This window comes from Bacillus sp. SIMBA_026 (genome assembly GCF_046535335.1).
GTDB lineage: Bacteria > Bacillota > Bacilli > Bacillales > Bacillaceae > Bacillus > Bacillus velezensis.
In genome coordinates this window covers 30,058-55,095 of record NZ_JAWRWX010000008.1, presented here as the reverse complement: position 1 = coordinate 55,095, position 25,038 = coordinate 30,058, and the positions used below count along the sequence as shown (strand labels likewise).

General features: G+C 44.4%; 31 protein-coding genes and 1 rRNA gene. 31 read left to right on the top strand and 1 reads right to left on the bottom strand.

Annotation, left to right across the window (positions count from 1 at the left end):
- The 14 genes from rrf to rsmI form a co-directional block, all read left to right on the top strand.
- Positions 1–73: ribosomal RNA gene (rrf, locus tag SB847_RS22610) — 5S ribosomal RNA — on the top strand; the annotation flags it as partial.
- 174 nt (positions 74–247) lie between these two features.
- Entirely contained in the window at positions 248–442 is a 195-nt protein-coding gene (locus SB847_RS20255; protein WP_038456651.1) for a sigma factor G inhibitor Gin, read from the top strand.
- Between the two features lie 148 nt (positions 443–590).
- Positions 591–1,205 (top strand): 5-bromo-4-chloroindolyl phosphate hydrolysis family protein, encoded by a 615-nt coding sequence (locus SB847_RS20250; protein WP_410578367.1) that lies wholly within the window; start codon positions 591–593, stop codon positions 1,203–1,205.
- Between the two features lie 15 nt (positions 1,206–1,220).
- A complete protein-coding gene (locus SB847_RS20245) occupies positions 1,221–2,339 on the top strand; it encodes a toxic anion resistance protein (RefSeq protein WP_410578365.1) in 1,119 nt (372 codons plus the stop codon).
- A gap of 76 nt (positions 2,340–2,415) precedes the next feature.
- Positions 2,416–3,849: an aminotransferase class I/II-fold pyridoxal phosphate-dependent enzyme gene (locus tag SB847_RS20240; RefSeq protein WP_410578363.1), complete on the top strand. Its 1,434-nt coding sequence runs from the start codon at positions 2,416–2,418 to the stop codon at positions 3,847–3,849.
- Positions 3,846–4,484, top strand: a complete 639-nt coding sequence (gene tmk / locus SB847_RS20235; protein ID WP_038463554.1) for a dTMP kinase — start codon at positions 3,846–3,848, stop codon at positions 4,482–4,484. Before SB847_RS20240 ends, tmk begins: the two co-directional genes overlap by 4 nt.
- A gap of 70 nt (positions 4,485–4,554) precedes the next feature.
- A complete protein-coding gene (gene darA, locus SB847_RS20230; RefSeq protein ID WP_004264734.1) occupies positions 4,555–4,884 on the top strand; it encodes a cyclic di-AMP receptor DarA in 330 nt (109 codons plus the stop codon).
- Between the two features lie 12 nt (positions 4,885–4,896).
- Positions 4,897–5,337: a YaaR family protein gene (locus SB847_RS20225; RefSeq protein ID WP_004264730.1), complete on the top strand. Its 441-nt coding sequence runs from the start codon at positions 4,897–4,899 to the stop codon at positions 5,335–5,337.
- 11 nt (positions 5,338–5,348) lie between these two features.
- Positions 5,349–6,338 carry a DNA polymerase III subunit delta' gene (gene holB / locus SB847_RS20220; RefSeq protein ID WP_032872173.1) on the top strand — a complete coding sequence of 330 codons (990 nt, stop codon included), beginning with the start codon at positions 5,349–5,351 and terminating at the stop codon, positions 6,336–6,338.
- A gap of 2 nt (positions 6,339–6,340) precedes the next feature.
- Complete coding sequence (gene ricT / locus SB847_RS20215; protein WP_004264723.1) at positions 6,341–7,168, top strand: competence/sporulation regulator complex protein RicT; 828 nt, start codon at positions 6,341–6,343, stop codon at positions 7,166–7,168.
- Positions 7,169–7,182: 14 nt separating this feature from the next.
- Positions 7,183–7,542, top strand: a complete 360-nt coding sequence (yabA, locus tag SB847_RS20210; protein ID WP_004264720.1) for a replication initiation-control protein YabA — start codon at positions 7,183–7,185, stop codon at positions 7,540–7,542.
- 60 nt (positions 7,543–7,602) lie between these two features.
- A complete protein-coding gene (locus tag SB847_RS20205) occupies positions 7,603–8,346 on the top strand; it encodes a tRNA1(Val) (adenine(37)-N6)-methyltransferase (protein WP_004264717.1) in 744 nt (247 codons plus the stop codon).
- Positions 8,333–8,632, top strand: coding sequence for a GIY-YIG nuclease family protein (locus SB847_RS20200; protein ID WP_038456669.1), 300 nt, complete (start codon positions 8,333–8,335; stop codon positions 8,630–8,632). The genes SB847_RS20205 and SB847_RS20200 overlap by 14 nt, the downstream gene beginning before the upstream one ends.
- A complete protein-coding gene (rsmI, locus tag SB847_RS20195) occupies positions 8,607–9,488 on the top strand; it encodes a 16S rRNA (cytidine(1402)-2'-O)-methyltransferase (RefSeq protein WP_410578361.1) in 882 nt (293 codons plus the stop codon). The genes SB847_RS20200 and rsmI overlap by 26 nt, the downstream gene beginning before the upstream one ends.
- A 50-nt stretch (positions 9,489–9,538) precedes the next feature.
- Here the strand turns inward: rsmI and abrB are convergent, their stop codons facing one another.
- Positions 9,539–9,829: a transition state genes transcriptional regulator AbrB gene (abrB, locus tag SB847_RS20190; protein WP_169510469.1), complete on the bottom strand. Its 291-nt coding sequence runs from the start codon at positions 9,827–9,829 to the stop codon at positions 9,539–9,541.
- A gap of 483 nt (positions 9,830–10,312) precedes the next feature.
- Between abrB and metG the strand changes: the two genes are divergently transcribed.
- The 17 genes from metG (at position 10,313) to fin (ending at position 25,015) form a co-directional block, all read left to right on the top strand.
- A complete protein-coding gene (gene metG, locus SB847_RS20185) occupies positions 10,313–12,304 on the top strand; it encodes a methionine--tRNA ligase (protein WP_410572257.1) in 1,992 nt (663 codons plus the stop codon).
- A gap of 76 nt (positions 12,305–12,380) precedes the next feature.
- Complete coding sequence (locus SB847_RS20180; protein WP_410578359.1) at positions 12,381–13,148, top strand: TatD family hydrolase; 768 nt, start codon at positions 12,381–12,383, stop codon at positions 13,146–13,148.
- 134 nt (positions 13,149–13,282) lie between these two features.
- On the top strand, positions 13,283–14,608 hold the full coding sequence (locus SB847_RS20175; RefSeq protein WP_410578357.1) for a resuscitation-promoting factor: 1,326 nt from the start codon (positions 13,283–13,285) through the stop codon (positions 14,606–14,608).
- Positions 14,609–14,742: 134 nt separating this feature from the next.
- A complete protein-coding gene (gene rnmV / locus SB847_RS20170; RefSeq protein ID WP_004264696.1) occupies positions 14,743–15,306 on the top strand; it encodes a ribonuclease M5 in 564 nt (187 codons plus the stop codon).
- Positions 15,296–16,177 (top strand): 16S rRNA (adenine(1518)-N(6)/adenine(1519)-N(6))-dimethyltransferase RsmA, encoded by an 882-nt coding sequence (rsmA, locus tag SB847_RS20165; protein ID WP_038456675.1) that lies wholly within the window; start codon positions 15,296–15,298, stop codon positions 16,175–16,177. Before rnmV ends, rsmA begins: the two co-directional genes overlap by 11 nt.
- Positions 16,178–16,349: 172 nt before the next feature.
- A complete protein-coding gene (yabG, locus tag SB847_RS20160) occupies positions 16,350–17,225 on the top strand; it encodes a sporulation peptidase YabG (RefSeq protein WP_032872185.1) in 876 nt (291 codons plus the stop codon).
- 211 nt (positions 17,226–17,436) lie between these two features.
- On the top strand, positions 17,437–17,697 hold the full coding sequence (gene veg / locus SB847_RS20155; RefSeq protein WP_007615173.1) for a biofilm formation stimulator Veg: 261 nt from the start codon (positions 17,437–17,439) through the stop codon (positions 17,695–17,697).
- Positions 17,698–17,859: 162 nt separating this feature from the next.
- The gene (locus tag SB847_RS20150; protein ID WP_011996172.1) at positions 17,860–18,048 is read left to right on the top strand and encodes a small, acid-soluble spore protein, alpha/beta type; all 189 of its coding nucleotides are present in this window, start codon (positions 17,860–17,862) and stop codon (positions 18,046–18,048) included.
- A 143-nt stretch (positions 18,049–18,191) separates the two neighbouring features.
- Positions 18,192–19,061 (top strand): 4-(cytidine 5'-diphospho)-2-C-methyl-D-erythritol kinase, encoded by an 870-nt coding sequence (gene ispE / locus SB847_RS20145; RefSeq protein WP_007409927.1) that lies wholly within the window; start codon positions 18,192–18,194, stop codon positions 19,059–19,061.
- 55 nt (positions 19,062–19,116) lie between these two features.
- Entirely contained in the window at positions 19,117–19,974 is an 858-nt protein-coding gene (purR, locus tag SB847_RS20140; protein ID WP_004264666.1) for a pur operon repressor, read from the top strand.
- A complete protein-coding gene (gene ridA, locus SB847_RS20135; protein ID WP_004264663.1) occupies positions 19,971–20,351 on the top strand; it encodes a 2-iminobutanoate/2-iminopropanoate deaminase in 381 nt (126 codons plus the stop codon). The genes purR and ridA overlap by 4 nt, the downstream gene beginning before the upstream one ends.
- 196 nt (positions 20,352–20,547) lie before the next feature.
- Positions 20,548–20,841: a septation regulator SpoVG gene (spoVG, locus tag SB847_RS20130; RefSeq protein WP_004264660.1), complete on the top strand. Its 294-nt coding sequence runs from the start codon at positions 20,548–20,550 to the stop codon at positions 20,839–20,841.
- 192 nt (positions 20,842–21,033) lie between these two features.
- Entirely contained in the window at positions 21,034–22,404 is a 1,371-nt protein-coding gene (glmU, locus tag SB847_RS20125; RefSeq protein ID WP_004264658.1) for a bifunctional UDP-N-acetylglucosamine diphosphorylase/glucosamine-1-phosphate N-acetyltransferase GlmU, read from the top strand.
- Positions 22,405–22,425: 21 nt separating this feature from the next.
- On the top strand, positions 22,426–23,379 hold the full coding sequence (locus SB847_RS20120) for a ribose-phosphate diphosphokinase (protein WP_004264656.1): 954 nt from the start codon (positions 22,426–22,428) through the stop codon (positions 23,377–23,379).
- Positions 23,380–23,463: 84 nt separating this feature from the next.
- Positions 23,464–24,072, top strand: coding sequence for a 50S ribosomal protein L25/general stress protein Ctc (locus SB847_RS20115; protein WP_410578355.1), 609 nt, complete (start codon positions 23,464–23,466; stop codon positions 24,070–24,072).
- An 84-nt stretch (positions 24,073–24,156) separates the two neighbouring features.
- Positions 24,157–24,723 carry an aminoacyl-tRNA hydrolase gene (gene pth / locus SB847_RS20110; protein WP_029974667.1) on the top strand — a complete coding sequence of 189 codons (567 nt, stop codon included), beginning with the start codon at positions 24,157–24,159 and terminating at the stop codon, positions 24,721–24,723.
- Between the two features lie 61 nt (positions 24,724–24,784).
- Positions 24,785–25,015 carry an anti-sigma-F factor Fin gene (gene fin / locus SB847_RS20105; RefSeq protein WP_004264650.1) on the top strand — a complete coding sequence of 77 codons (231 nt, stop codon included), beginning with the start codon at positions 24,785–24,787 and terminating at the stop codon, positions 25,013–25,015.
- Positions 25,016–25,038 lie beyond the last annotated feature (23 nt).

Genomic DNA, 25,038 nt, shown 5'->3' with positions numbered 1-25,038 from the left:
ACACGGAAGTTAAGCTCTTCAGCGCCGATGGTAGTCGGGGGTTTCCCCCTGTGAGAGTAGGACGCCGCCAAGCTATCATTACGGTAAAGGCAGCTCATGATGAGCTGCCTTTTTTGTTTTTGAATAAAAACAAAACAAACACCGAAATACGGAAACACCCATATACTAATTGCAAACTTCAAAAAGGTCCAAATTGTGTATACAATCAACAGCTTAAGGGAAGGCTATTCATACGGAGGTGGGCAAAATGAATGAAACGTCCAGCCATGAAGAAACATGTATTGTGTGTGAAAACAAAAAAAGCAGGGGAATCCATATTTATACGAAATTTATATGTTTAGAGTGTGAGAAGAAAGTAGTTTCCACTCCGACCTCTGATCCAAATTATGAATTTTTCGTTCGTAAACTGAAAAGCCTTCATACACCGACGTTATATTCTTAACCCTGAAAAGGGTCTTTTTTTTGCCTGAAATCAGAGGAGTTTTTACACTTTTTATAAAAGAACTGATACGATAAGAAGAGGAACTTGTTTAGACATGGAATGTAATAGATAATACTGATAAAAGTGAATAAATAGGAGTCGATCAAGTATGAAACCGTTTATTCAATATATGAAATGGACGCTTTGCGGCAGCACAGTTTTTGTATTAGCGGGGATAACCTTCTTTACGATAGGGCATCAGCCTTTTCTGTATTCGCTTTTATACGGGGCGGCCGGCGGAGCCGCTGTCAGTGCGGCCGGCCTGTGGAATGCGAAGCGTCTCCTTTTAAAAAAACACCGGCTGACAAGAAAAGAATATGCTTATATCAAGGAAAATCTTGAGGAAGCAAAGGGTAAAATCATCCGATTACGCAGGGCGCTTTTTCGCTCTAAAAGTATACAAATGCTGAAGCAGAATGCAGAGATACTGCGGATAACCCGACGAATATATCTGCTCACAAAGCAAGAGCCGAAGCGTTTTTATCAGGCAGAGCGTTTCTATTATCAAACGCTTGATTCTGTTGTGGAACTGACGGAAAAGTATGCTCTGCTCTCCTCACAGCCGCGAAAAAATAAAGATTTATCAATGTCCTTGAGTGATACGAGGGTGACTCTAGCAGAGCTTTCCAGAAGGCTGGAAGAGGATCTTCATGAACTGATGAAGGAGGACATCGACGACCTGCACTTTGAATTAGATATGGCAAAGCATTCACTGAGAAAATAAGAAAGGAAGAAGGAAATGGCCAAAGACCGTTCCGACGACAGCATGGGCGCCCAAAATGACCAGACTCATCTAAAGCTTGCAGATACGCTGCCGGAAGAAAAAAGAGAAGCGGCACTTCAGCTCGCTGAAAAACTGGACCCTGAGAACATGCAAAGCATTGTTCTGTTTGGTTCACAGGCGCAGGCGAATCTTCTGGAATTTTCCCACACGATGATAGAGCACGTGCAAAAAAAAGATGCAGGAGAGATGGGACAGATACTGGCTGATTTGATGCTGAAGCTTGACCAGGTAAACCCCGATGATCTGCAGATGAAGAACAAAGGGTTTTTCGCCCGGCTGTTTAAAAGGGTATCCGGTTCTGTGCAGGAAGTGCTTTCGAAATATCAAAAGACAAGTGTGCAGATTGACCGTATCAGCAGAAGGCTGGAACATTCTAAAAATGTGCTGTTGAGTGACAATAAATTGTTAGATCAGCTGTACGCCCAAAATAAACAATACTTTTCTGATTTAACTATGTATATAGCAGCGGGGGAATTAAAATTAGATGAGCTGAAAACAAAGCTGATACCCGATGCGGCAAGAAAAGCCGAATTACAAGAACACAATCAAATGGCCGCGCAGGAAGTGAATGATCTTCGCCAGTTTGCCGACCGTCTGGATAAGAGGGTGCATGATCTGCTGCTGAGCAGGCAGATTACGCTTCAGAGTGCGCCGCAAATCCGCCTGATTCAAAACACGAATCAGGCACTGGCAGAGAAAATTCAGTCCTCCATTGTTACGGCTATTCCTTTATGGAAGAATCAAGTCGCCATCGCGCTGACCCTTATGAGGCAGCGGAGTGCGGCAGATGTGCAGCAGAAGGCGGCGGATACGACAAATCAATTGCTGCTGAAAAACGCCGAACTTCTGAAAACAAGTACAGTCGAGACCGCCAAAGCCAATGAGCGCGGACTTGTTGAGGCAGAAACCCTCAAAAAAGTGCAGGAAAGCTTAGTCAGCACACTTGAAGAAATCATGTCTATTCAAGAAGAAGGCAGGATGAAACGCAGGCGTGCCGAGGAGGAGCTTGTTATCATGGAAGGCGATTTAAAAAAGAAGCTGCTTGATATGAGGTCCGGCCGGGATAACGGCTAGATGGCAAAAGTCTTAGCTTTAAGTTGGCTCGCAGTCACGATATAATAAGAAAGACAGGCAAAGGATTTGTTTAAAAATGGACACACCTTTATATACAGCGCTGATGAAGCATGCGCACCGAAATACGTATTCTTTTCATGTTCCGGGACATCACAATGGAGATGTCTTTTTTGATGAAGCCAAATCTGTATATCAATCTCTTTTATCTATTGATATGACTGAGATCACGGGTCTTGATGACTTGCATCACCCGACGGGGGTCATTAAGGAAGCGCAGGAATTGGTGAGCAGATTTTACGGCTCTCAGGAAAGTTTCTTTCTCGTCAATGGAACGACCGCCGGCAATCTGGCGATGATTTTAGCTGTTTGTGAACCGGGGGAACCCATTCTGATCCAGCGTAATTGTCACAAGTCTGTTTTCCATGCGGCGGCATTGGCCGGAGCCAAGCCGGTTTATTTGGCGCCGGAAATCGATGAAAACATGCATGTGCCGGCACATGTATCCCTTTCAGTCATCGAAAAAGCGCTGGCGTCATATCCGAACGCGAAAGGACTTGTTCTGACCAATCCGACTTACTACGGACACGCCGCCGATTTGACTGCGGCAGTTAACAAATCCCATTCATACGGCGTTCCTGTACTGGTAGATGAGGCTCATGGGGCTCACTTTGTGTTAGGCCAGCCTTTCCCGCCTTCATCATTGGCTATGGGGGCGGACGCCGTTGTTCAATCGGCTCATAAAACGCTTCCGGCTATGACGATGGGGTCTTACTTTCATTTGAACAGCACCAGAATTGACAGAGATCGATTAACTTATTATATAAGCAGTTTGCAAAGCAGCAGCCCGTCATACCCGATTATGGCATCTTTAGATACGGCGCGCGCTTATGTGCAGGATATTGCTGAAAAAGGGACACTTCCCGTTCATATGGAGCACATTGAGAAAATCAAACGAAGGTTCGCATCAATTTCTTCTATTGAAATAATCGAGCCTTCCGGATATGGGCTGCGGGCGGACCCGTTAAAATTAATTCTTCGGTCAAAGCTCGGACATTCCGGCTACTCATTACAACGCATTTTGGAGAGTGAAGACATTGTTGCCGAGCTGGCTGACGAGTACCAAGTATTGCTCGTACTGCCGATAGGCGGCCGGCGGATGATAGAACAGGCAACCGTAAGAAACATACAGCAGAAACTGGAGAATACACCGCCCGATAAATTGCCGGATGCCGTGAAATGGACATTTCCGTCCATATCGACACTTGAATACCCGCAAAATGAGATGCGGAAGTTTAAAAAAGAGCTTACAGATATAAATAAGGCTGCCGGGCGCTTGCATGCGGGGAACATTATTCCTTATCCGCCGGGAATTCCGCTGATCATGGACGGAGAACGGATAACAGAAGAGATCGTACAAAAGCTTTCTCGTTTAATCGGCATGGACACGCATATTCAAGGCTTGTTAAACGGGGAACAATTACTTGTCTATATAGAAGAGGAGAAATCATGAGCGGTTTATTTATAACATTTGAAGGTCCTGAAGGTGCAGGGAAAACGACTGTGCTTCAGGAAATGAAAGAGATTCTGTCGGCAGAGGGGCTCCCGGTGACAGCGACAAGAGAACCGGGCGGCATCGACATTGCGGAACAGATCAGAGAAGTGATCTTAAATAAAAACAATACACTGATGGATGCAAAAACGGAGGCGCTGCTTTACGCTGCGGCGAGAAGACAGCATTTAGCCGAAAAGGTGCAGCCTGCATTGAAAGAAGGCCGCATTGTGCTGTGCGATCGTTTCATCGACAGTTCGCTGGCTTATCAAGGCTATGCGAGAGGGCTCGGCATTGATGAAGTCCTTTCTATCAACCAGTTTGCAATCGGCGATACGATGCCTGATGTCACCATCTATTTTTCTATTGAGCCGGAAGAAGGGTTGAAACGGATTACGTCGAATGATTCAAGAGAGAAGAATCGTCTCGATCTTGAGGCCCTGCACTTTCACACAAAAGTACGGGAAGGATACCAAAAGGTCATGCAGCGTTTTCCGGAAAGATTTCATACAATTGACGCTTCGAAAAAGAAGGAACTCGTCATTCAGGACGCACTTAAAGTGATAAATGAAGCATTGAAAAAAATTCAGTTGTGACCTGTTTCTCATAAGTTGCTATAATGAATGTAACGACAATGTTCTTTCCAACCTAAAGGGGGCCTAGAGAATGAAACTAATAGTGGCAGTGGTGCAGGATCAGGACAGCAACAGGCTTTTGAAAGTATTAACCGACCACAACTTCAGGGTGACGAAGCTTGCGACAACAGGCGGATTCCTTAAATCAGGCAATACGACGTTTATGATCGGGGTGGAAGATATCCGTGTCGATAAAGCGCTCAGCCTTATTAAAGAGAATGGCTGTAAACGTGATCAGATGATTGCCCCGGTATCCCCGATGGGCGGGAATGCGGATTCCTACGTTCCATATCCCGTCGAAGTGGAAGTCGGCGGAGCGACGGTCTTTGTCCTCCCGGTCGATGAATTTCATCAATTTTAAGGATTTGACGACGTGAAAATAAATTCTGACTTACGTACATTTATTGAGAAAAAGCAGCAGCCTGCTTATAAAGCGGCAGAGCTTTCCGGAACATTTAAAAGTTCAATGGACAGTCAAAGCAGCAAGCTGAAATTTGATCAGCTGAGCAGGTTCTTAACGGATATAGAAACGTTCGGGAAAAGGCTGACGAAGTCGAGAAACTTCAAAGACTTAGCGAAATTCAAAGGATTGGTAAAACGTTTTGTAAAAGAGGCCGTAGACAGCGGATTATCGCATGAGACGGAGAAAAGCTTTGACCTGTACGGCAGCAGCCGGACTCTGGGGCTTGTGAAAGAAATAGATGAAAAACTGCTCCAGCTGACAGAAGAAATGTTAGATCAGGAAAAACCGGCAATTGATTTGCTGGATCGAATCGGAGAAATAAAAGGTTTATTGATTAACCTTTACACATAGAGAGTGATACAATGGCAATATCATGGAAGGAAATGACCGGGCAGCAGCCCAGAGTGATGCGGCTTTTGCATAACAGTATTGAAAAGAAAAGGCTTTCTCACGCATATCTGTTTGAAGGCAAAAAAGGTACGGGCAAATTGGATGCCGCACTGCTTCTCGCAAAAAGCTTTTTTTGCCTTGAAGGCGGGACTGAGCCTTGCGGGAAATGCCGGAACTGTAAGCGTATTGAATCCGGAAACCATCCCGACCTGCATGTGGTTCAGCCCGACGGATTATCCATTAAAAAGGCTCAGATCCAATCGCTTCAGGAAGAGTTTTCTAAAACAGGACTGGAATCGCATAAAAAGCTATACATTATATCCCATGCGGATCAAATGACGACAAATGCGGCAAACAGTCTGCTGAAATTTTTAGAGGAGCCGAGTCAAGACACCATCGCAATTCTTATTACTGAGCAGCTCCACCGAATACTGGATACCATCGTTTCGAGATGTCAGGTTCTTCCGTTCCAGCCGCTTCAGCCGAAAGCCATAGAAGAAAGGCTGATTGAACAGGAAGTGAGCCCTCACATGGCCCGGCTCTTAGCAAATATGACAAATAATATTGCGGAAGCAGTCGAATTAAGTCGAAATGATGAGTTTGCAGAGTCCAGAGCGAAAGTGATAAAATTGTATGAAGTCTTACATCAGCGGAAAGGACATGCCTTTTTCTTCATTCAGGATCAGTGGGTGCCCTTTTTCAAAGAAAAAACCCATCAAGAAATGGGTCTTGATATGCTCTTATTGATATACCGTGATGTATTATCCATCCAAATTGGAAATGAAGATAAACTGATTTATCAAGACTTATTCCAATCAATAAAACAGCATGCGCTGCAATTTACACAACAAAGCGTTACGAACCAAATTCTCGCTGTTTTAGAAGCAAAAAAACGGCTTCATTCCAATGTGAATGTGCAGGGATTAATGGAGCACTTGGTGTTAACGTTGCAGGAGGGATAAGCTTGTACAACGTAATAGGCGTCCGCTTTAAAAAAGCGGGAAAAATTTATTACTTTGATCCGAACGGATTTGATATAGAACAAGACAGCTGCGTCATTGTTGAAACCGTAAGAGGTGTCGAATACGGGCAGGTTGTCATCGCAAATAAACAAGTGGACGAGCATGATGTTGTGCTTCCGCTTCGAAAGGTCATACGCGTTGCTGATGAACGCGATCTTCTCATTGTAGAAGAAAACAAACAGGAGGCCCTGTCCGCTTTTGAAGTCTGTCAGAAAAAAGTGGCTGACCACGGCTTAGATATGAAGCTGGTTGATGTTGAGTTTACATTTGACCGCAATAAAGTCATTTTTTACTTTACAGCAGACGGACGGGTTGATTTCAGGGAATTGGTCAAAGACTTGGCTTCTATCTTTAAAACGAGAATCGAATTGCGCCAAATCGGGGTGAGGGACGAGGCGAAAATGCTCGGCGGTATCGGACCATGCGGGAGAATGCTTTGCTGCTCCACGTTCCTCGGTGATTTTGAACCGGTGTCCATCAAAATGGCGAAGGATCAAAATTTATCGTTGAACCCAACGAAGATTTCCGGTCTGTGCGGCCGTTTGATGTGCTGTTTGAAGTACGAAAATGATGAGTATGAGACGGCAAAAGAACAGCTGCCGGATTTAGGCGAAATGATTACGACGGCAAACGGCCCCGCAAAGGTTGTCGGTCTTAATATTCTGGAACGGGTGCTTCAGGTGGAACTGAAGAATCGTGAAAAAGTGATAGAATATACTTGGGAAGAGCTCTTGGAAGAGGGCGTCGTATCCGCACAAACCACAGATTAACGAGGTGTGGAACCTTGGATAAAAAAGAGTTATTTGATACTGTCATAAACCTGGAGGAACAAATCGGTTCGCTGTACCGTCAGCTGGGTGACTTAAAGCAGCATATCGGCGAAATGATTGAAGAGAATCACCATCTTCAGCTTGAAAATAAGCATTTGCGTAAGCGGCTTGATGACACGACAGAGCAAATTGAGAAATTCAAAGCTGATCAGAAAGAAACAAAAACACAGAAGGCAGAGCAGAGTGATATAGGAGAAGGGTACGACAATCTGGCCCGGCTGTATCAAGAAGGCTTTCATATTTGCAACGTCCATTATGGGAGCGTCCGCAAGGGAGATTGCCTTTTTTGTCTGTCCTTCTTAAATAAAAAATAAGGAAAAGGCTTCCGCTGATGTCGGAAGCCTTTTTCAAAGAGTGCCGAAAGGAATAAGATTATGGTTTCATTACGTGATGATGAAAGATTGGATTACTTATTAGCAGAGGATATGAAAATAGTACAGAGTCCGACGGTTTTCGCTTTTTCATTAGATGCCGTGCTGCTGTCTAAGTTTGCATACGTTCCGATTCAAAAGGGGAACATCGTTGATTTATGCACGGGGAACGGCATTGTGCCGCTTTTGCTCAGCACAAGGTCAAAAGCCGATATCACCGGCGTTGAAATTCAGGAACGCTTGTATGATATGGCGCTCCGAAGCGTGGAATACAACGGGCTGGGCGGTCAGATCAGTCTCATTCATGATGATCTGAAAAATATGCCGGAAAGACTCGGACATAATAAATATGATGTTGTCACCTGCAATCCGCCTTATTTTAAAACACCGAAAGAGGCGGAGCAGAACCTGAACGAGCATCTCAGAATCGCAAGGCACGAAATTCTTTGCACGCTTGAAGATGTGATTTCCGTCAGCAGCAAACTGCTGAAGCAAGGCGGAAAAGCGGCTCTCGTTCATCGGCCGGGGAGGCTTTTGGAAATCTTTGAATTAATGAAAGCGTACCGAATAGAACCGAAACGGGTTCAGTTTATTTATCCGAAACAAGGTAAAGAAGCGAATACCATTTTGGTTGAAGGAATTAAAGGCGGCCGCCCTGATCTCAAAATTCTTCCCCCGCTGTTCGTATACAATGAACAAAATGAATATACGAAAGAGATCCGCACGATTTTATATGGAGACAAATAGTCATTTCTTTTATGTGCTGCTGTGCAATGACAACAGTCTGTATGCCGGTTATACAAATGATCTGCAAAAACGGCTGAAAACCCACAATGAGGGAAAGGGCGCGAAGTACACAAGAGCGCGGAGGCCGGTTTTGTTATGCCATGCGGAATCATTTGAAACAAAACGGGAAGCGATGCAGGCGGAATACCGTTTTAAACAGCTGACCCGAAAGAAAAAAGAGCAATATATAGAAGAAAAACGACGCAGCAAGGAGGCTGTATATGTTAAGACGCCAGATGAGTTTTAACGGAAAATCTGAAATGGGAACCCTGTACCTTGTTCCTACACCGATCGGCAATTTGGAGGACATGACCTTTCGTGCAGTAGAGACGCTGAAATCGGCCGATGTCATAGCTGCCGAAGATACGAGACAGACGAAAAAGCTGTGCCATGTTTATGACATAGAAACATCTCTCATCAGCTATCATGAACATAATAAAGAAAGCAGCGGCCATAAAATCATTGAATGGCTGAAAAGCGGAAAGAATGTGGCATTGGTCAGTGATGCCGGCATGCCGACAATTTCCGACCCGGGGGCTGAGATTGTGAGAGATTTCACCCAAATCGGCGGATATGTCGTTCCGCTTCCGGGTGCAAATGCGGCATTAACCGCGCTGACCGCATCAGGCATCACCCCGCAGCCGTTTTTCTTCTACGGATTTTTAAACAGACAGAAAAAAGAAAAGAAGAAAGAACTCGAACTCCTGAAAAAACGGCAGGAAACGATGATATTTTACGAAGCGCCGCACAGATTAAAAGAAACATTAACAGCAATGCATGACGTTTTGGGTAATCGAACCATCGCCGTCACGAGAGAATTAACGAAAAAGTATGAGGAATTCATCAGAGGAACCATCGCCGAGGTGATTGAATGGGCAAATGAAGATCAAATCCGCGGTGAGTTCTGTCTCGTTGTCGAAGGAAATCAAACCGCTGAACCGGATGAAGAGGAAAAGACTTGGTGGACGGAGCTTTCTGAGAAAGAGCATGTGGAGCATTACATAAACGAAGGAGCATCTTCCAAACAGGCCATAAAACAAACAGCGGTAGATCGGGGCGTTCCGAAACGCGAGATTTATGACGCTTATCACATTCAATCATAAAAAAAAACCGTTCTTGTATCGTAACAAGAACGGTTTTTGTATGAAATAGCTTATTTTTGGTTTTGAAGCTGGTTTTGAATTTCAGAGATGATTTGCTCAGCGCCTTCTTTGCTGAGTACCAATTTACCGCCGGCAAGTTTAAGGTTATCATCAGAAACTTCACCAGTTACTTGGCAAGTCATGTTTGGTTTATATTTTTTAAGGATGATTTTTTCATCATCAACATAAATTTCAAGAGCGTCTTTTTCTGCGATGCCCAGTGTACGGCGAAGTTCGATAGGGATAACTACGCGTCCAAGTTCATCAACTTTACGTACGATACCAGTAGATTTCATTAACAGTCTCCTCCCGAGAGATAATTATTTTGTAGTTTATATTTTTCTTCGTCATTATTCGACAAAATTCCTTACATTCCTAGCATAACAAGGTTTCCAATAATCGTCAATCTTTTTGTTTACTATTGATTGTAAGAATTAGTTCTTATAGTAAGTAAAGCCTTGGAAATCCTGAAATAACAGGCTTTTTGACTGCTTTTTCGAACCTATTATCCTACTGAAAATCCTTTTAAATCAAGACTTTCGAACCAAGATGTTTTATATTAGTAGATTATATACGACAAATTTCGACATGTTAAGACTTTTTTTAATTTCAATAAAAATTTTTAATTTTATTTACTCTTTTACGCGCAGTACGTATATATCCTTGATCTTAAAGGCTAAGATGGTATCATAGATAGAGGACAAATATCAATATTGTATATCAAATAAAACCGCTCTCGTCCTTTGGGCGTGAGCTTTTCGACATTCTGAATGGGAGGTTGCAACATGCCGCAAGACAATAATACTTTTTATATTACAACCCCGATATATTATCCGAGCGGAAAATTACATATCGGCCATGCTTATACTACCGTGGCCGGCGATGCGATGGCGCGTTACAAAAGATTAAAAGGATTTGACGTACGCTACTTAACCGGAACGGATGAGCACGGACAGAAAATCCAGCAGAAAGCGGAGGAAGAGAATATCACGCCTCAAGCTTATGTGGATCGTGCAGTTGCTGAAATCCAAAAACTATGGAAGCAGCTCGACATTTCTCACGATGATTTCATCCGGACGACGGAAAGCCGGCACAAAGAAATTATCGAGAAAGTGTTTCAAAAACTTCTTGATAATGGTGACATTTACCTGGATGAGTATGAGGGCTGGTACAGCATCCCTGATGAAACATTCTATACGGAAACACAGCTGGTGGATGTGGAAAGAAATGAGAAGGGTGAGGTTGTCGGCGGAAAAAGCCCTGACAGCGGCCACCCTGTCGAATTAATCAAAGAGGAGTCATACTTCTTCCGCATGAGCAAATACGCAGACCGCCTGCTGAAGTTTTATGAAGAAAATCCTTCTTTCATCCAGCCTGAATCACGCAAAAATGAAATGATTAACAACTTCATTAAACCGGGGCTTGAAGATTTGGCCGTTTCCAGAACGACGTTCGACTGGGGCGTAAAAGTGCCGGGAAATCCGAAGCATGTCGTGTATGTATGGATTGACGCACTGTTCAACTATATTACAGCGCTCGGTTACGATACGGAAAATGATGAGCTTTACAAAAAGTACTGGCCGGCTGACGTCCATCTTGTCGGTAAAGAAATTGTCCGTTTTCATACCATTTACTGGCCGATTATGCTGATGGCGCTTGATCTCCCGCTGCCTAAGCAAGTATTTGCGCATGGCTGGTTATTGATGAAAGACGGAAAAATGTCGAAATCAAAAGGAAATGTCGTTGATCCGGTAACGTTAATTGAACGCTACGGTTTGGATGAACTTCGCTATTACCTGCTTCGCGAAGTACCGTTCGGTTCAGACGGTGTCTTTACGCCGGAAGGTTTCGTAGAACGGATTAATTATGACTTGGCGAACGACTTAGGAAACCTTCTGAATCGTACAGTCGCAATGATCCAAAAATATTTTGACGGTGAGATTGGTTCATATGAAGGAAATGTGACCGATTTTGATTCAGAGCTTTCTTCTGTAGCCGGTGAAACGGTTAAAGCTTATGAAAAGGCAATGGAAAACATGGAGTTTTCAGTCGCTTTATCAACGCTATGGCAATTAATCAGCCGTACGAACAAATATATTGATGAAACTGCTCCGTGGGTGCTTGCTAAAGACGAGGAAAAAGAAAAAGAATTACGTTCTGTCATGTATCATTTAGCTGAATCTTTACGTATCTCAGCCGTATTGCTCCAGCCTTTCTTGACACAAACGCCTGAAAAATTGTTTGCCCAGCTAGGAGTTGAGGATCAGTCTCTTAAAGCATGGGACAGCATTCAGACATTCGGCCAATTGAAGAACGCGAAAGTGAAAAAAGGGGAACCGCTTTTCCCTCGTCTTGAAGCTGAAGAAGAAGTAGCTTACATCAAGCAAAAAATGCAAGGAACTGCTCCTGCTAAAGAAGAAAAGGCGGAAGAGCCGCAAGAAGCAGAGCGTCTTCCTGAAATTACGTTTGATCAATTTATGGATACAGAACTTCGCGTCGCAGAGGTCTTGTCCGCAGAGCCGGTGAAAAAAGCAGATCGGCTGCTGAAATTGCAAATTGATCTGGGCTTTGAACAGCGCCAAGTTGTATCAGGTATCGCAAAGCATTACACACCGGATCAGCTTGTGGGAATGAAGATCATTTGTGTAACGAATTTAAAACCGGTAAAACTGAGAGGCGAGCTTTCTCAAGGAATGATACTGGCAGGAGAATCGGACGGCGTTCTCAAAGTTGTAGCTGTCGACCAGTCATTACCGAAAGGCACTCGAATTAAATAAATAGATGCAAAAGGTGTTTCACGTGTAACATTTCGTCGAACACCTTTTGTTTTTCAACAAGAAAGGAGTTTTTATGATGCTTTTTGATACACATGCGCACTTAAATGCCGAGCAATTTGACACAGACTTAGAGGAAGTCATTGCGCGTGCAAAGGCTGAAAAAGTTGAACGGATCGTCGTTGTCGGATTCGACAAACCCACTATCACGCGTGCGATGGAGCTGATTGAGGAATATGACTTTATATACGCTGCGATCGGCTGGCATCCGGTAGACGCAATTGACATGACAGAGGAAGATTTATCATGGATTAAGGAACTGTCCTCTCACGAAAAAGTCGTGGCAATCGGAGAGATGGGCCTTGATTATCACTGGGATAAATCACCAAAAGACGTTCAGAAAGAAGTATTCCGGAAACAAATCGCTCTCGCCAAAGAAGTGAACCTTCCAATTATCATTCATAATCGTGATGCAACGGAAGATGTTGTCACGATTTTGAAAGAAGAGGGGGCGGAAGAAGTCGGCGGCATTATGCACTGCTTTACGGGGAGTACGGAGGTTGCGCGGCAGTGTATGGATATGAATTTTTATATTTCATTCGGCGGACCGGTTACCTTCAAAAATGCGAAGAAACCAAAAGAAGTAGCAAAGGAAATTCCGAATGACCGTTTGCTGATTGAAACGGACTGTCCTTTCCTGACACCGCATCCTTTCCGCGGCAAACGGAATGAGCCAAGCTATGTAAAATATGTTGCTGAACAGCTCGCTGAATTAAAAGGGCTGACATATGAAGAAATTGCCTCAATTACAACCGAAAACGCAAAAAGACTTTTCCGCATGAACTGACAGAATGCGCTGTCATAACGTGTAAAAGCTTGTCCGATTTAGTGGATATGTAAAACGGTTCTACAAGCTTCCTTCTCCTCATAAGATAGGTTGTCGATATGTCTCTCTTCCTTTTTTTGCTTTGTTTTTGCATAATGAGGGATACGCTGAAGGTTTTTCATCTTCGAGATGGGAGGGTTGACAGCATTTTAGATACTCTATATAATCTCTCCGAGGAGAAGGAGGCGTTTTTCATCACACAAAAAATGAAAAAACTGTTTTCCGTAAAGCTTGGTAAAAGCAAGGTTATTCTTATTGCAGCTATTATTCTGCTGGGCGGAACCGGGACTGCATACGGGGCACATGAGCTCTCAAAACAATCAGTTTCTGTTTCCATCAACGGCAAGAAAAAGCAAATACGCACTCATGCAAAAACGGTTGGGGAACTTCTGGAAGATTTACATATAGAGACGAGAAATGAAGACCGGATTACCCCGTCTAAGCAGACAGCATTGGCAGACAACATGAATGTCGTGTATGAAGCTGCAAAGCAGATCCGTGTGACAAGAGGCGGAGAAGAAAAGACTTTATGGTCAACGGCAAAAACAGTCGGCGCATTTCTGAACGAACAGCATACACCTGTGAATCAGCACGATAAAATAGATCCAGCAGCAGATACGAAAGTGACAAACGGCATGAAAGTCACGGTCGACCCGGCTTTTCAGGTCACTGTAAATGATGCGGGAAAGAAAAAGAAAATATGGACGACTTCGACTACGGTCGCTGACTTTTTAACGCAGCATAAGATGGACATGAAAGACGAAGATAAAGTAAAACCGGCGTTACACGAAAAGCTCACAAAAAATCAGGCCGGTATACAAATCACTCGTATCGAAAAAGTCACCGATGTAGTTGAGGAAAAAATAGCGTATCAAGTGAAAGAAAAAGAAGATGCGTCTCTCGACAGCGGGAAAGAAAAGATCGTTCAAAAAGGAAAAGAAGGCAAACTTAAAAAGCATTTTCATGTTGTCAAAGAAAATGGAAAAGAAGTTTCAAGAAAGCTTGTTAAAGAAGAAACATCTGAAAAAAGCAAAGATCAGATCATTGCGGTTGGCACAAAGCGGCACAGTCCCAAGATTGAGCAGCTCAGTGCACCTGTGAAGGCATCTTCGGGCGAAACCAGATCTTCCGGTAAAGTGATTACCGTGTCTTCCACGGCTTATACCGCAAGCTGCAGCGGCTGTTCCGGCCATACGGCTACAGGCGTTAACCTGACAAGCAATCCGAATGCCAAAGTCATTGCGGTAGACCCAAGCGTCATCCCGCTCGGCACAAGAGTCCACGTAGACGGATACGGGGAAGCCGTGGCCGCTGATACGGGCTCAGCCATTAAAGGAAGACGGATTGATGTCTTTTTCCCTGAAAAATCTTCAGCTTACCGCTGGGGAAAGAAACAGGTCAAAATAAAAATCTTAAATTAATTCCGATTCACTCAGAGGGTTTTGCGCCCTCTGTTTTTTTCGTTATAATAGGTAAAGTGTATTTTCAGTATATTAGACGTGACATGCAAGCAAAGGTTTCGTTTTGGATATAAAAAGTTTTTTTGGAGGAAGTAATGAAAATTAAAGAAATTATTGTAGTCGAGGGACGCGATGACACTGCGCGCATAAAACTTGCCGTTGATGCGGATACGATCGAGACAAACGGTTCCGCAATCGGAGACGAAGTCATCAGGCAGATTCGGCTGGCGCAGGAAACGAGAGGGGTCATCGTGCTGACGGACCCGGATTTTCCGGGGGAAAAGATCCGGAAAACCATTTCTGAAGCAGTACCCGGCTGTAAACACGCATTTCTGCCCAAACATCTTGCCAAACCGAAAAACAAGCGCGGCATTGGCGTTGAGCACGCATCCATTGAAAGCATCAGAGCATGTTTGGAAAATGTGCATGAAGAGATGGAGGCAAAGCCGAGTGAGATTTCAGCTGAAGATGTCATACAGGCCGGTCTGATCGGCGGACCGGCTGCCAAAAGACGCCGCGAACGATTGGGCGACCTGCTGAAGATCGGCTATACAAACGGCAAGCAGCTTCAAAAACGGCTGCAAATGTTTCAAATCAAAAGAAGTGATTTTATTGATGCGCTCGATGCTATGAGGCAGGAGGAACAGGATGAACAATAAAGATATCGCGACACCTATCAGAACGAAGGAAATTCTGAAAAAGTACGGTTTCTCTTTTAAAAAGAGTCTGGGACAGAATTTCTTAATTGATACAAATATATTGGACAGAATTGTGGACCATGCGGAAATTACGGATCGGACCGGAGTCATTGAAATCGGGCCCGGAATCGGCGCGCTGACAGAGCAGCTTGCCAAACGGGCGAAAAAGGTCGTCGCGTTTGAAATTGATCAGCGCCTGCTGCCCATTCTCAATGATACGCTGTCTCCATATGACAATGTAACGATCATTCATCAAGATGTGCTGAAAGCAGACGTAAAATCTGTCATTGAAGAGCAGTTTCAGGATTGTGATGAAATTATGGTGACGGCGAATCTCCCATATTATGTGACGACGCCTATCATCATGAAGCTATTGGAAGAACATCTTCCGTTAAAAGGAATTGTCGTGATGCTGCAAAAAGAGGTCGCTGAGCGGATGGCCGCTGATCCTTCCTCTAAGGAGTACGGATCGCTTTCCATTGCGGTTCAGTTCTATACGGAGGCCAAAACCGTCATGACCGTCCCGAAAACGGTGTTTGTGCCTCAGCCTAATGTCGATTCAGCCGTCATCCGTCTCTTGCTTCGTGACGGCCCGGCGGTTGATGTCGATAATGAACCGTTTTTCTTCCAGCTTATTAAAGCAAGCTTCGCACAGCGCCGGAAAACCTTGCTGAACAACCTTGTGAACAATCTTCCGGACGGAAAAGAGAAAAAAGCTCAAATTGAAGAAGTTCTTCAAGAAACGAATATTGACGGAAAGCGGCGCGGTGAATCCCTGTCCATAGAAGAATTCGCGCTCCTGTCCAACGGATTGCATAAAGCCCTTTTCTAAGAGGGCTTTTTGTTTTGCGTCACCACTTGGACTGCCGCTACATAGGCTAGAGGAGAACCTTATTCATTCAACTGCAAGAAAAGCTTGAAACATCAAGCGCCGCAGCGGAAAGAGGTGTATTTGCCAAGACTTCTTTCATGATGAGGCTTAGTCTATTTGTGGAGTGGGTAACGTGCAATTTCAAATAGGAGATATGGTAGCCAGGAAATCCTATCAAATGGATGTTTTATTTCGCATTATCGGTATAGAGCAAACAAGCAACGGAAATTCAATTGCCATCCTGCATGGTGACGAAGTCAGGTTGATTGCGGATGCTGATTTTTCTGATTTGGAGCCTGTCAGAAAAGACGAACAGGCCATGAGAAAGAAAAGAGATGAAAGCAGGATGAATGAATCTCTCGAGCTGCTCCGCCAGGATTATAAGCTGCTTCGGGAAAAACAGGAATATTATGCGACAAATCAATATCAGCATCAGGAGCACTACTTTCATATGCCCGGAAAGGTATTGCATCTGGACGGCGATGAGGCCTATTTGAAAAAGTGCCTGAACTTTTATGAAAAAATCGGTGTGCCGGTATACGGAATTCACTGCCATGAGAAAAAAATGCCGGCATCAATTGACGAGCTGCTTGATAAATACAGGCCGGATATTTTAGTCATCACCGGCCATGATGCATATTCCAAGCATAAGGGTGACGTGAACGATTTAAGCGCCTACAGGCATTCTAAACACTTTGTCGAAACCGTTCAAAAAGCGAGGCGTAAAGTCCCTCATTTGGATCAGCTGGTCATATTCGCGGGGGCCTGTCAATCTCATTTCGAGTCTTTAATCAGAGCAGGCGCGAATTTCGCAAGTTCGCCGTCACGCGTCAATATCCATGCGCTTGACCCGGTATATATTGTCGCGAAAATCAGCTTCACCCCGTTTATGGAGCGGATCAATGTATGGGATGTCCTGAGAAATACGCTGACGAGAGAGAAAGGGCTGGGAGGAATTGAAACGAAGGGTGTGCTGCGTGTCGGTATGCCGTATAAATCAAATGGATGAGTGATAAAACCCGCATATATTTCGCTATGCGGGTTAATTATTTTACATATTGATACATAAATTTCCGGAACTTGTGAAAAATAACGCAGAAATCAATAGAATTTTGTCAAAATAATTTTGTTGACAATGACTTATTAACGTTGATATAATTTAAATTTTATTTGACAAAATTGGGCTCTTGTTGTACAATAAATGTAGTGAGGTGGATGCAATGGCGAAGACGTTGTCCGATATAAAAAGATCGCTTGATGGGAATTTAGGTAAACGGCTTACGTTAAAAGCAAACGGCGGCCGCCGAAAAACGATTGAGCGTTCGGGCATTTTAGCTGAGACGTACCCTTCTGTTTTTGTGATACAACTAGATCAAGACGAGAATTCGTTTGAAAGAGTTTCATACAGTTATGCTGATATTCTGACTGAGACTGTTGAATTGACATTCAATGACGATACGGCAAGCTCAGTAGCATTTTAATGGGCAGTGAACCTTTTGTTTACTGCTTTTTGTTTTGCCTTCCAAAGCTCTTCTAATTATTCCCTCGAAAGTTTCAGCCGATTAAACGGAAGCTATAGGTGTCACATGTTTTATCGTGGCGTGCACGAATGGTGATCAATTCTATAAAAGGGGTTGTTTCGTTTGGGCAGACGTCGTGGAGTTATGTCAGATGAGTTCAAATATGAGCTGGCGAAGGACCTTGGTTTTTACGATACGGTGAAAAACGAGGGCTGGGGAGGCATTCGGGCGCGTGACGCCGGGAATATGGTAAAGCGCGCGATTGAGATTGCCGAACAGCAGATGGCGGCTCAGAACCAAAATAACCGATAATGCAGTGGCCCGGGGGACAATCCGTTCCCCGGTTTTTTCTATCGGCTGTCAAAACCGGCGTCAATTTCGGATAAGTACCTCCGGGTCTCCAAATGTGATACAATGTTCATACTTATGTTTAGATGGAGAAGTAGGTGAAAGCTATGCGTATTTTAGAAAAAGCGCCGGCCAAAATCAATCTGTCCCTCGATGTGACGAGTAAACGCCCGGATGGTTATCATGAAGTGGAGATGATCATGACGACAATTGATTTGGCAGATCGGATTGAACTGACAGAACTGCCCGAAAACGTTATCAGAGTGGCGTCGCATAACCGCTTTGTTCCGGATGATCAAAGGAATCTGGCTTATCAGGCAGCCAAACTGCTTAAAGAACGGTTTCAAGTCAAAAAAGGCGTTTCCATTATGATTACAAAAGTGATCCCTGTAGCGGCAGGGCTTGCCGGCGGAAGCAGCGATGCGGCAGCCACGCTCAGAGGGCTGAACAGGCTTTGGGATTTAAAGCTTTCTGTCGAAGAGCTCGCGGAGCTTGGAGCTGAAATCGGTTCAGACGTGTCCTTCTGTGTATACGGAGGCACTGCCCTGGCAACCGGACGGGGTGAGAAGATCAGGCACATCAGTGCTCCGCCTCATTGCTGGGTCGTGCTCGCCAAACCGACGATCGGGGTATCGACCGCCGAAGTGTACCGCCGGCTGAATTTGCAGCAGGTTCGGCATCCGGATGTGCAGGCGATGATTGACGCGATTGAAGAAAAAAGCTTCCAAAAGGTATGCGGACAATTAGGAAACGTATTGGAGTCGGTTACGCTCAGCCTCCATCCCGAGGTGGCGATGATTAAAAATCAAATGAAACGCTTCGGCGCTGATGCGGTGTTAATGAGCGGAAGCGGACCGACTGTATTCGGTTTGGTTCAATACGAATCGAAGGTGCAGCGGATTTATAACGGGTTAAGAGGTTTCTGTGATCAAGTGTACGCAGTGCGGATGATCGGCGAACAGAATGCTCTTGATTAAATCCGTATGTTAAGTTATATTATTTTTAAATTATTCGGATTTTGGGGGTAAGTTCATGAAGTTTCGTCGCAGCGGCAGATTGGTGGACTTAACAAATTATTTGTTAACCCATCCGCATGAATTAATACCGTTAACGTTTTTCTCAGAACGGTATCAATCAGCAAAGTCATCAATCAGTGAAGATTTAACGATTATTAAACAGACCTTTGAACAGCAAGGCATTGGGACGCTGCTTACAGTGCCGGGAGCTGCCGGAGGCGTCAAATACATTCCGAAAGTGAAACAGGCTGAAGCAGAAGCGTTTATACAGGAGCTGGGACAGTCTTTAGTAAATCCTGAGCGTATCCTTCCGGGCGGTTATGTATATTTAACGGATATCTTAGGAAAACCCTCTGTCCTCTCTCATGTAGGCAGGCTTTTTGCTTCCGTTTTTGCGGAGCGGGAGATTGATGTGGTGATGACCGTTGCGACAAAAGGAATCCCTCTTGCTTACGCAGCGGCCAGTTATCTGAACGTTCCGGTTGTCATCGTGCGAAAGGACAATAAAGTGACGGAAGGCTCCACGGTGAGCATCAATTATGTATCAGGGTCATCTAACCGCATTCAAACGATGTCGCTTGCGAAAAGAAGTTTGGCTACGGGTTCGAACGTTTTGATTATTGACGACTTTATGAAAGCCGGCGGCACCATTAACGGCATGATCAGTTTGCTTGATGAGTTTAATGCAAACGTCGCGGGAATAGGTGTCTTGGTTGAAGCCGAGGGAGTGAATGAACGGCTTGTCGATGAATACATGTCACTGCTCACGCTTTCAACCATCAATATGAAAGACAAAACGATTGAGATTCAAAACGGCAATTTTCTGCGATTTTTTAAAGAACAGCATTTAAAGAATGGGGAGACAGAAAAATGACAAAAGCAATCCATACAAAACACGCGCCGGCAGCGATCGGGCCATATTCACAGGGAATCATCGTAAACAACATGTTTTACAGCTCAGGCCAGATTCCTCTTACTGCTGAAGGAGAAATGGTAAACGGTGATATCACAGAACAAACGCATCAGGTGTTCAGCAATTTAAAAGCTGTGCTGAAAGAAGCGGGCGCTTCTCTCGAGACGGTTGTAAAAGCAACGGTATTTATTGCTGATATGGAGCAGTTTGCGGAAGTGAATGAAGTGTACGGACAATACTTTGATGTACATAAGCCGGCAAGGTCTTGTGTGGAAGTGGCGAGACTGCCGAAAGACGCTCTCGTGGAAATTGAAGTCATTGCGCTGGTGAAATCTTAAATCTCAGAAAAGTGTTTCCGGTCTCCGGGATCACTTTTTTTTATGCAGTATATGATCCCCAAATATGGTTTATCACCTAATTGTGTATGTATATCCTATATTTTCAAAAAAACTTTTTGAAACGTGCAGGAATTTAAAAAGAATCGTGGAATTGTTAGACTAATGCTTTTATATAGGGAAAAGGTGGTGAACTACTGTGGAAGTTACTGACGTAAGATTACGCCGCGTGAATACCGATGGTCGCATGAGAGCGATTGCATCCATCACGCTGGATCACGAATTTGTCGTACATGATATTCGTGTGATTGATGGAAACAATGGTCTTTTCGTTGCGATGCCGAGTAAACGCACCCCTGATGGAGAATTCCGCGATATTGCTCATCCTATTAATTCCAGCACGCGGGGCAAGATCCAGGATGCTGTTTTAAATGAGTATCATCGTTTGGGTGATTCTGAAGCATTAGAATATGAAGAAGCCGGGGCTTCTTAAACATAACAAAATGTAAGGACTGCTGATAAAGGCTGACACAAGGCCTTTTCTGGCAGTCCTTTTTTTAAATCTGATTTTTCAGTAATAAAGCGATTACATAGAAAATTCTTGCACTTTTTGATGTCTTCTTGAAATCAACAGCTATTTAGGATATATTTTTCTATGGATAAAAGGGATATTGGAGGCCATTAAATGGATAAGCGGTTTGCAGTGATTTTAGCTGCCGGAAAAGGAACGAGAATGAAATCGAAGCTTTACAAGGTCCTTCATCCGGTATGCGGAAAGCCTATGGTAGAGCACGTCGCAGACGAAGCTCTGAAATTATCTTTAGCGAAGCTTGTCACCATCGTAGGACACGGCGCCGAAGATGTGAAGAAGCAGCTCGGACAGAAAAGCGATTACGCTCTCCAAGCAGAACAGCTCGGTACGGCTCATGCGGTCAAACAGGCAAAACCATTTCTTCACGGAGAAAAGGGTGTCACGATCGTTATTTGCGGCGATACACCGCTTCTGACGGCGGAGACGATGGAAGCCATGCTGAATGAACATACAGACAAAGGTGCAAAAGCCACGGTGTTAACGGCCGTTGCCGACGATCCCGCCGGATACGGAAGAATCATCCGCAGTGAAGACGGCGCCGTTCAAAAAATCGTGGAGCACAAGGATGCTTCGGAACAAGAACGTCTTGTGAAAGAAATTAACACGGGAACGTACTGTTTTGATAACGAGGCTCTTTTTCGTGTCATCGAACAGGTTTCGAATGAAAATGCCCAAGGCGAGTATTATCTGCCGGATGTGATCGAAATCCTCAAAGACGAAGGCGAAACTGTTGCCGCTTACCAGACTGGTAACTTCCAAGAGACGCTCGGAGTGAATGATAGAGTCGCTCTTTCTCAGGCTGAAATGTATATGAAAGAGCGTATTAACAAACGGCATATGCAGAACGGAGTCACTTTAATCGATCCGATGAATACGTACATCTCACCTGACGCACGTATCGGACAAGATACAGTTATTTATCCCGGAACTGTGTTAAAGGGACAAGCTGAAATCGGCGATGAATGTGTCATCGGCCCTCACACTGAGATAGAGGACAGCTCAATCGGCAGCCGCACTGTGATTAAACAATCCGTTGTCAATCGCAGCAAAGTTGGGAATGATGTAAATATCGGTCCTTTTGCTCACATCAGACCCGATTCCGCAATCGGCAATGAAGTGAAGATCGGAAACTTTGTTGAAATCAAGAAAACACAATTCGGCGACCGGAGCAAAGCATCTCATTTAAGCTATATCGGTGATGCCGAAGTGGGCACGGATGTGAATCTGGGCTGCGGCTCCATCACGGTCAATTATGATGGGAAGAAAAAGTATTTAACCAAAATTGAAGACGGTGCCTTTATTGGCTGCAACTCCAATCTGGTCGCTCCTGTTACAGTAGGAGAAGGCGCGTACGTCGCTGCGGGTTCAACCGTAACTGAAGATGTGCCGGGCGAAGCGCTTGCCATTGCCAGAGCAAGACAAGTAAATAAAGAAGATTATGTGAAAAATATTCATAAAAAATAATCCTAAAATCGGAGGTTTACCATGTCTAACGAATACGGAGATAAGAATTTAAAGATTTTTTCTTTGAATTCAAATCCAGAACTTGCAAAAGAAATCGCGGATAATGTAGGGGTTCAATTAGGAAAGTGCTCTGTTACAAGATTCAGTGACGGAGAGGTCCAGATCAACATAGAAGAAAGTATTCGCGGCTGTGATTGCTATATCATTCAGTCTACAAGTGCGCCGGTTAATGAGCACATTATGGAATTGCTGATTATGGTTGACGCTTTAAAGCGCGCTTCCGCGAAAACAATCAACATTGTGATTCCGTACTACGGTTATGCGCGCCAGGACAGAAAAGCAAGATCACGTGAACCGATTACGGCAAAACTTTTTGCAAACCTGCTTGAAACAGCGGGTGCGACACGCGTGATCGCGCTTGATTTACACGCGCCGCAAATTCAAGGTTTCTTTGATATTCCGATTGACCACTTAATGGGTGTTCCGATTTTAGGCCATTACTTTGAAGGTAAAGACTTGAAAGATATCGTCATTGTTTCTCCTGACCACGGCGGTGTGACGCGCGCCCGCAAACTTGCGGACCGTCTGAAAGCGCCGATCGCGATTATCGACAAACGCCGTCCTAGACCGAATGAGGTAGAAGTGATGAACATCGTCGGTAACGTGGAAGGTAAAACAGCGATTCTGATCGATGATATTATTGATACGGCCGGCACAATCACACTTGCCGCTAACGCGCTGGTTGAAAACGGAGCTGCAGAAGTGTATGCATGCTGTACGCACCCTGTACTGTCAGGCCCTGCCGTTGAGCGGATCAATAACTCTAAAATCAAGGAGCTTGTCGTAACGAACAGCATTAAGCTTCCTGATGAGAAAAAAATCGACCGCTTTAAGCAGCTTTCTGTCGGACCGCTTCTGGCTGAAGCGATTATCCGCGTTCACGAGAAACAATCTGTCAGCTATTTATTCAGCTAAACCGAAACTTTAAGGTTTAAATCCCAGTTATTGTGGGTATTGTTCTAATAGGACGATAAAACGATAATTAGGATGGTGCTGAATATGGCAACTTTAAAAGCAAATGAAAGAACAGATTTTAAACGTTCGACGCTTCGGAAAATCCGTCATTCAGGACATGTTCCAGGGATTATATACGGTAAAGAAACAACGAATACGCCTGTCTCTTTAGACAGTGTCGAATTGCTTAAAACATTGCGGGACGAAGGAAAAAACACGATTATCACAATGGATGTCAACGGAAATCAGCAATCGGTTATGGTGACTGATCTTCAGACAGACCCGCTCAAAAACGAATTGACGCACGCCGATTTTCAAGTCGTGAATATGAGTGAGGAGCTGGAGGCCGAGGTGCCGATTCAGCTGACGGGAGAGGCGAAGGGAGTCAAAGACGGAGGCGTCATCCAGCAGCCGCTGCATGAGCTTTCGATTAAGGCTAAGCCGAAGGACATCCCTCAGACAATCAATGTTGATATTTCAGGACTTGAGATGAATGATGTGCTGACCATCGCAGATCTGACTGCTGACGGCAATTATACATTTACAAACGATCCGGAAGAAGTCGTGGCTTCCATCCTTCCTCCTAAGCAGGAAGCATTCGAAGAAGATGCAGAACCGTCTCCTGGGGAAGAGCCCGAAGGAGAAAATCAATAAGCGCTTTAAGACGTAACCCGCCCGAGGTTACGTCTTTTGTGCTAGAATGAGAAGAATTACAGCGATGTTGAGGGAGGATTTACGATGCTTGTGATTGCCGGTCTCGGTAACCCCGGGAAAACCTATGAGAACACGAGACATAATGTCGGCTTTATGGCCATTGACGAGCTTTCTAAAGAATGGAATATTGAACTGAATAAAACGAAATTCAACGGACTTTACGGAATGGGGTTTGTTTCCGGAAAAAAAGTTCTACTTGTTAAACCGCTTACATATATGAATTTATCAGGGGAATGTTTGCGGCCGCTACTGGATTATTATGATGCCGATCATGAAGATCTGAAAGTCATATACGATGACCTTGATCTTCCGACGGGAAAAATCAGGCTCCGGACGAAAGGGAGCGCAGGCGGACATAACGGAATTAAATCGCTTATACAGCACCTCGGAACCCCTGAATTTGACCGGGTCAGAATCGGAATCGGCCGCCCCGCTGGCGGAATGAAAGTCGTTGACTATGTACTGGGAGCTTTTACGAAGGAAGAAGCGCCGCATATCGATGATGCCGTCTCAAAAACCGTAAAAGCCTGCGAAGCTTCCTTAACGAAACCATTTTTAGAAGTCATGAACGAATTTAATGCAAATGTATAAGATAAATAATGGGAGACCATACTAGGGAAAAATGATTTTTTCACATCAGGAGGTCCAACGTATGGCTTTGCATTATTTCTGCCGCCACTGCGGCTTTAAGGTAGGGAGCCTGGAATATTCGACGGTGCCGACACAGTCACTTGGATTTCAGCACTTAACAAATGAGGAAAGAAACGATATGATTTCATATAAAGACAATGGAGATGTCCATGTTCTTACAATTTGTGAAGACTGCCAAGAGGCGCTGGAGCGCAATCCGCACTACCATGAACACAACACATTTATTCAATAAGAAGCTTTGGTGTAGATTCTAGA

Excerpts from the sequence above, each read along its gene's own strand:
- SB847_RS20255 (WP_038456651.1), top strand. The coding sequence starts at position 248 with ATGAATGAAACGTCCAGCCATGAAGAAACATGTATTGTGTGTGAAAAC.
- SB847_RS20250 (WP_410578367.1), top strand. The coding sequence starts at position 591 with ATGAAACCGTTTATTCAATATATGAAATGGACGCTTTGCGGCAGCACA.
- SB847_RS20245 (WP_410578365.1), top strand. The coding sequence starts at position 1,221 with ATGGCCAAAGACCGTTCCGACGACAGCATGGGCGCCCAAAATGACCAG.
- SB847_RS20240 (WP_410578363.1), top strand. The coding sequence starts at position 2,416 with ATGGACACACCTTTATATACAGCGCTGATGAAGCATGCGCACCGAAAT.
- tmk (WP_038463554.1), top strand. The coding sequence starts at position 3,846 with ATGAGCGGTTTATTTATAACATTTGAAGGTCCTGAAGGTGCAGGGAAA.
- darA (WP_004264734.1), top strand. The coding sequence starts at position 4,555 with ATGAAACTAATAGTGGCAGTGGTGCAGGATCAGGACAGCAACAGGCTT.
- holB (WP_032872173.1), top strand. The coding sequence starts at position 5,349 with ATGGCAATATCATGGAAGGAAATGACCGGGCAGCAGCCCAGAGTGATG.
- SB847_RS20205 (WP_004264717.1), top strand. The coding sequence starts at position 7,603 with ATGGTTTCATTACGTGATGATGAAAGATTGGATTACTTATTAGCAGAG.
- SB847_RS20200 (WP_038456669.1), top strand. The coding sequence starts at position 8,333 with ATGGAGACAAATAGTCATTTCTTTTATGTGCTGCTGTGCAATGACAAC.
- rsmI (WP_410578361.1), top strand. The coding sequence starts at position 8,607 with ATGTTAAGACGCCAGATGAGTTTTAACGGAAAATCTGAAATGGGAACC.
- metG (WP_410572257.1), top strand. The coding sequence starts at position 10,313 with ATGCCGCAAGACAATAATACTTTTTATATTACAACCCCGATATATTAT.
- SB847_RS20180 (WP_410578359.1), top strand. The coding sequence starts at position 12,381 with ATGCTTTTTGATACACATGCGCACTTAAATGCCGAGCAATTTGACACA.
- SB847_RS20175 (WP_410578357.1), top strand. The coding sequence starts at position 13,283 with ATGAGGGATACGCTGAAGGTTTTTCATCTTCGAGATGGGAGGGTTGAC.
- rnmV (WP_004264696.1), top strand. The coding sequence starts at position 14,743 with ATGAAAATTAAAGAAATTATTGTAGTCGAGGGACGCGATGACACTGCG.
- rsmA (WP_038456675.1), top strand. The coding sequence starts at position 15,296 with ATGAACAATAAAGATATCGCGACACCTATCAGAACGAAGGAAATTCTG.
- veg (WP_007615173.1), top strand. The coding sequence starts at position 17,437 with ATGGCGAAGACGTTGTCCGATATAAAAAGATCGCTTGATGGGAATTTA.
- ispE (WP_007409927.1), top strand. The coding sequence starts at position 18,192 with ATGCGTATTTTAGAAAAAGCGCCGGCCAAAATCAATCTGTCCCTCGAT.
- purR (WP_004264666.1), top strand. The coding sequence starts at position 19,117 with ATGAAGTTTCGTCGCAGCGGCAGATTGGTGGACTTAACAAATTATTTG.
- ridA (WP_004264663.1), top strand. The coding sequence starts at position 19,971 with ATGACAAAAGCAATCCATACAAAACACGCGCCGGCAGCGATCGGGCCA.
- glmU (WP_004264658.1), top strand. The coding sequence starts at position 21,034 with ATGGATAAGCGGTTTGCAGTGATTTTAGCTGCCGGAAAAGGAACGAGA.
- SB847_RS20120 (WP_004264656.1), top strand. The coding sequence starts at position 22,426 with ATGTCTAACGAATACGGAGATAAGAATTTAAAGATTTTTTCTTTGAAT.
- SB847_RS20115 (WP_410578355.1), top strand. The coding sequence starts at position 23,464 with ATGGCAACTTTAAAAGCAAATGAAAGAACAGATTTTAAACGTTCGACG.
- pth (WP_029974667.1), top strand. The coding sequence starts at position 24,157 with ATGCTTGTGATTGCCGGTCTCGGTAACCCCGGGAAAACCTATGAGAAC.
- fin (WP_004264650.1), top strand. The coding sequence starts at position 24,785 with ATGGCTTTGCATTATTTCTGCCGCCACTGCGGCTTTAAGGTAGGGAGC.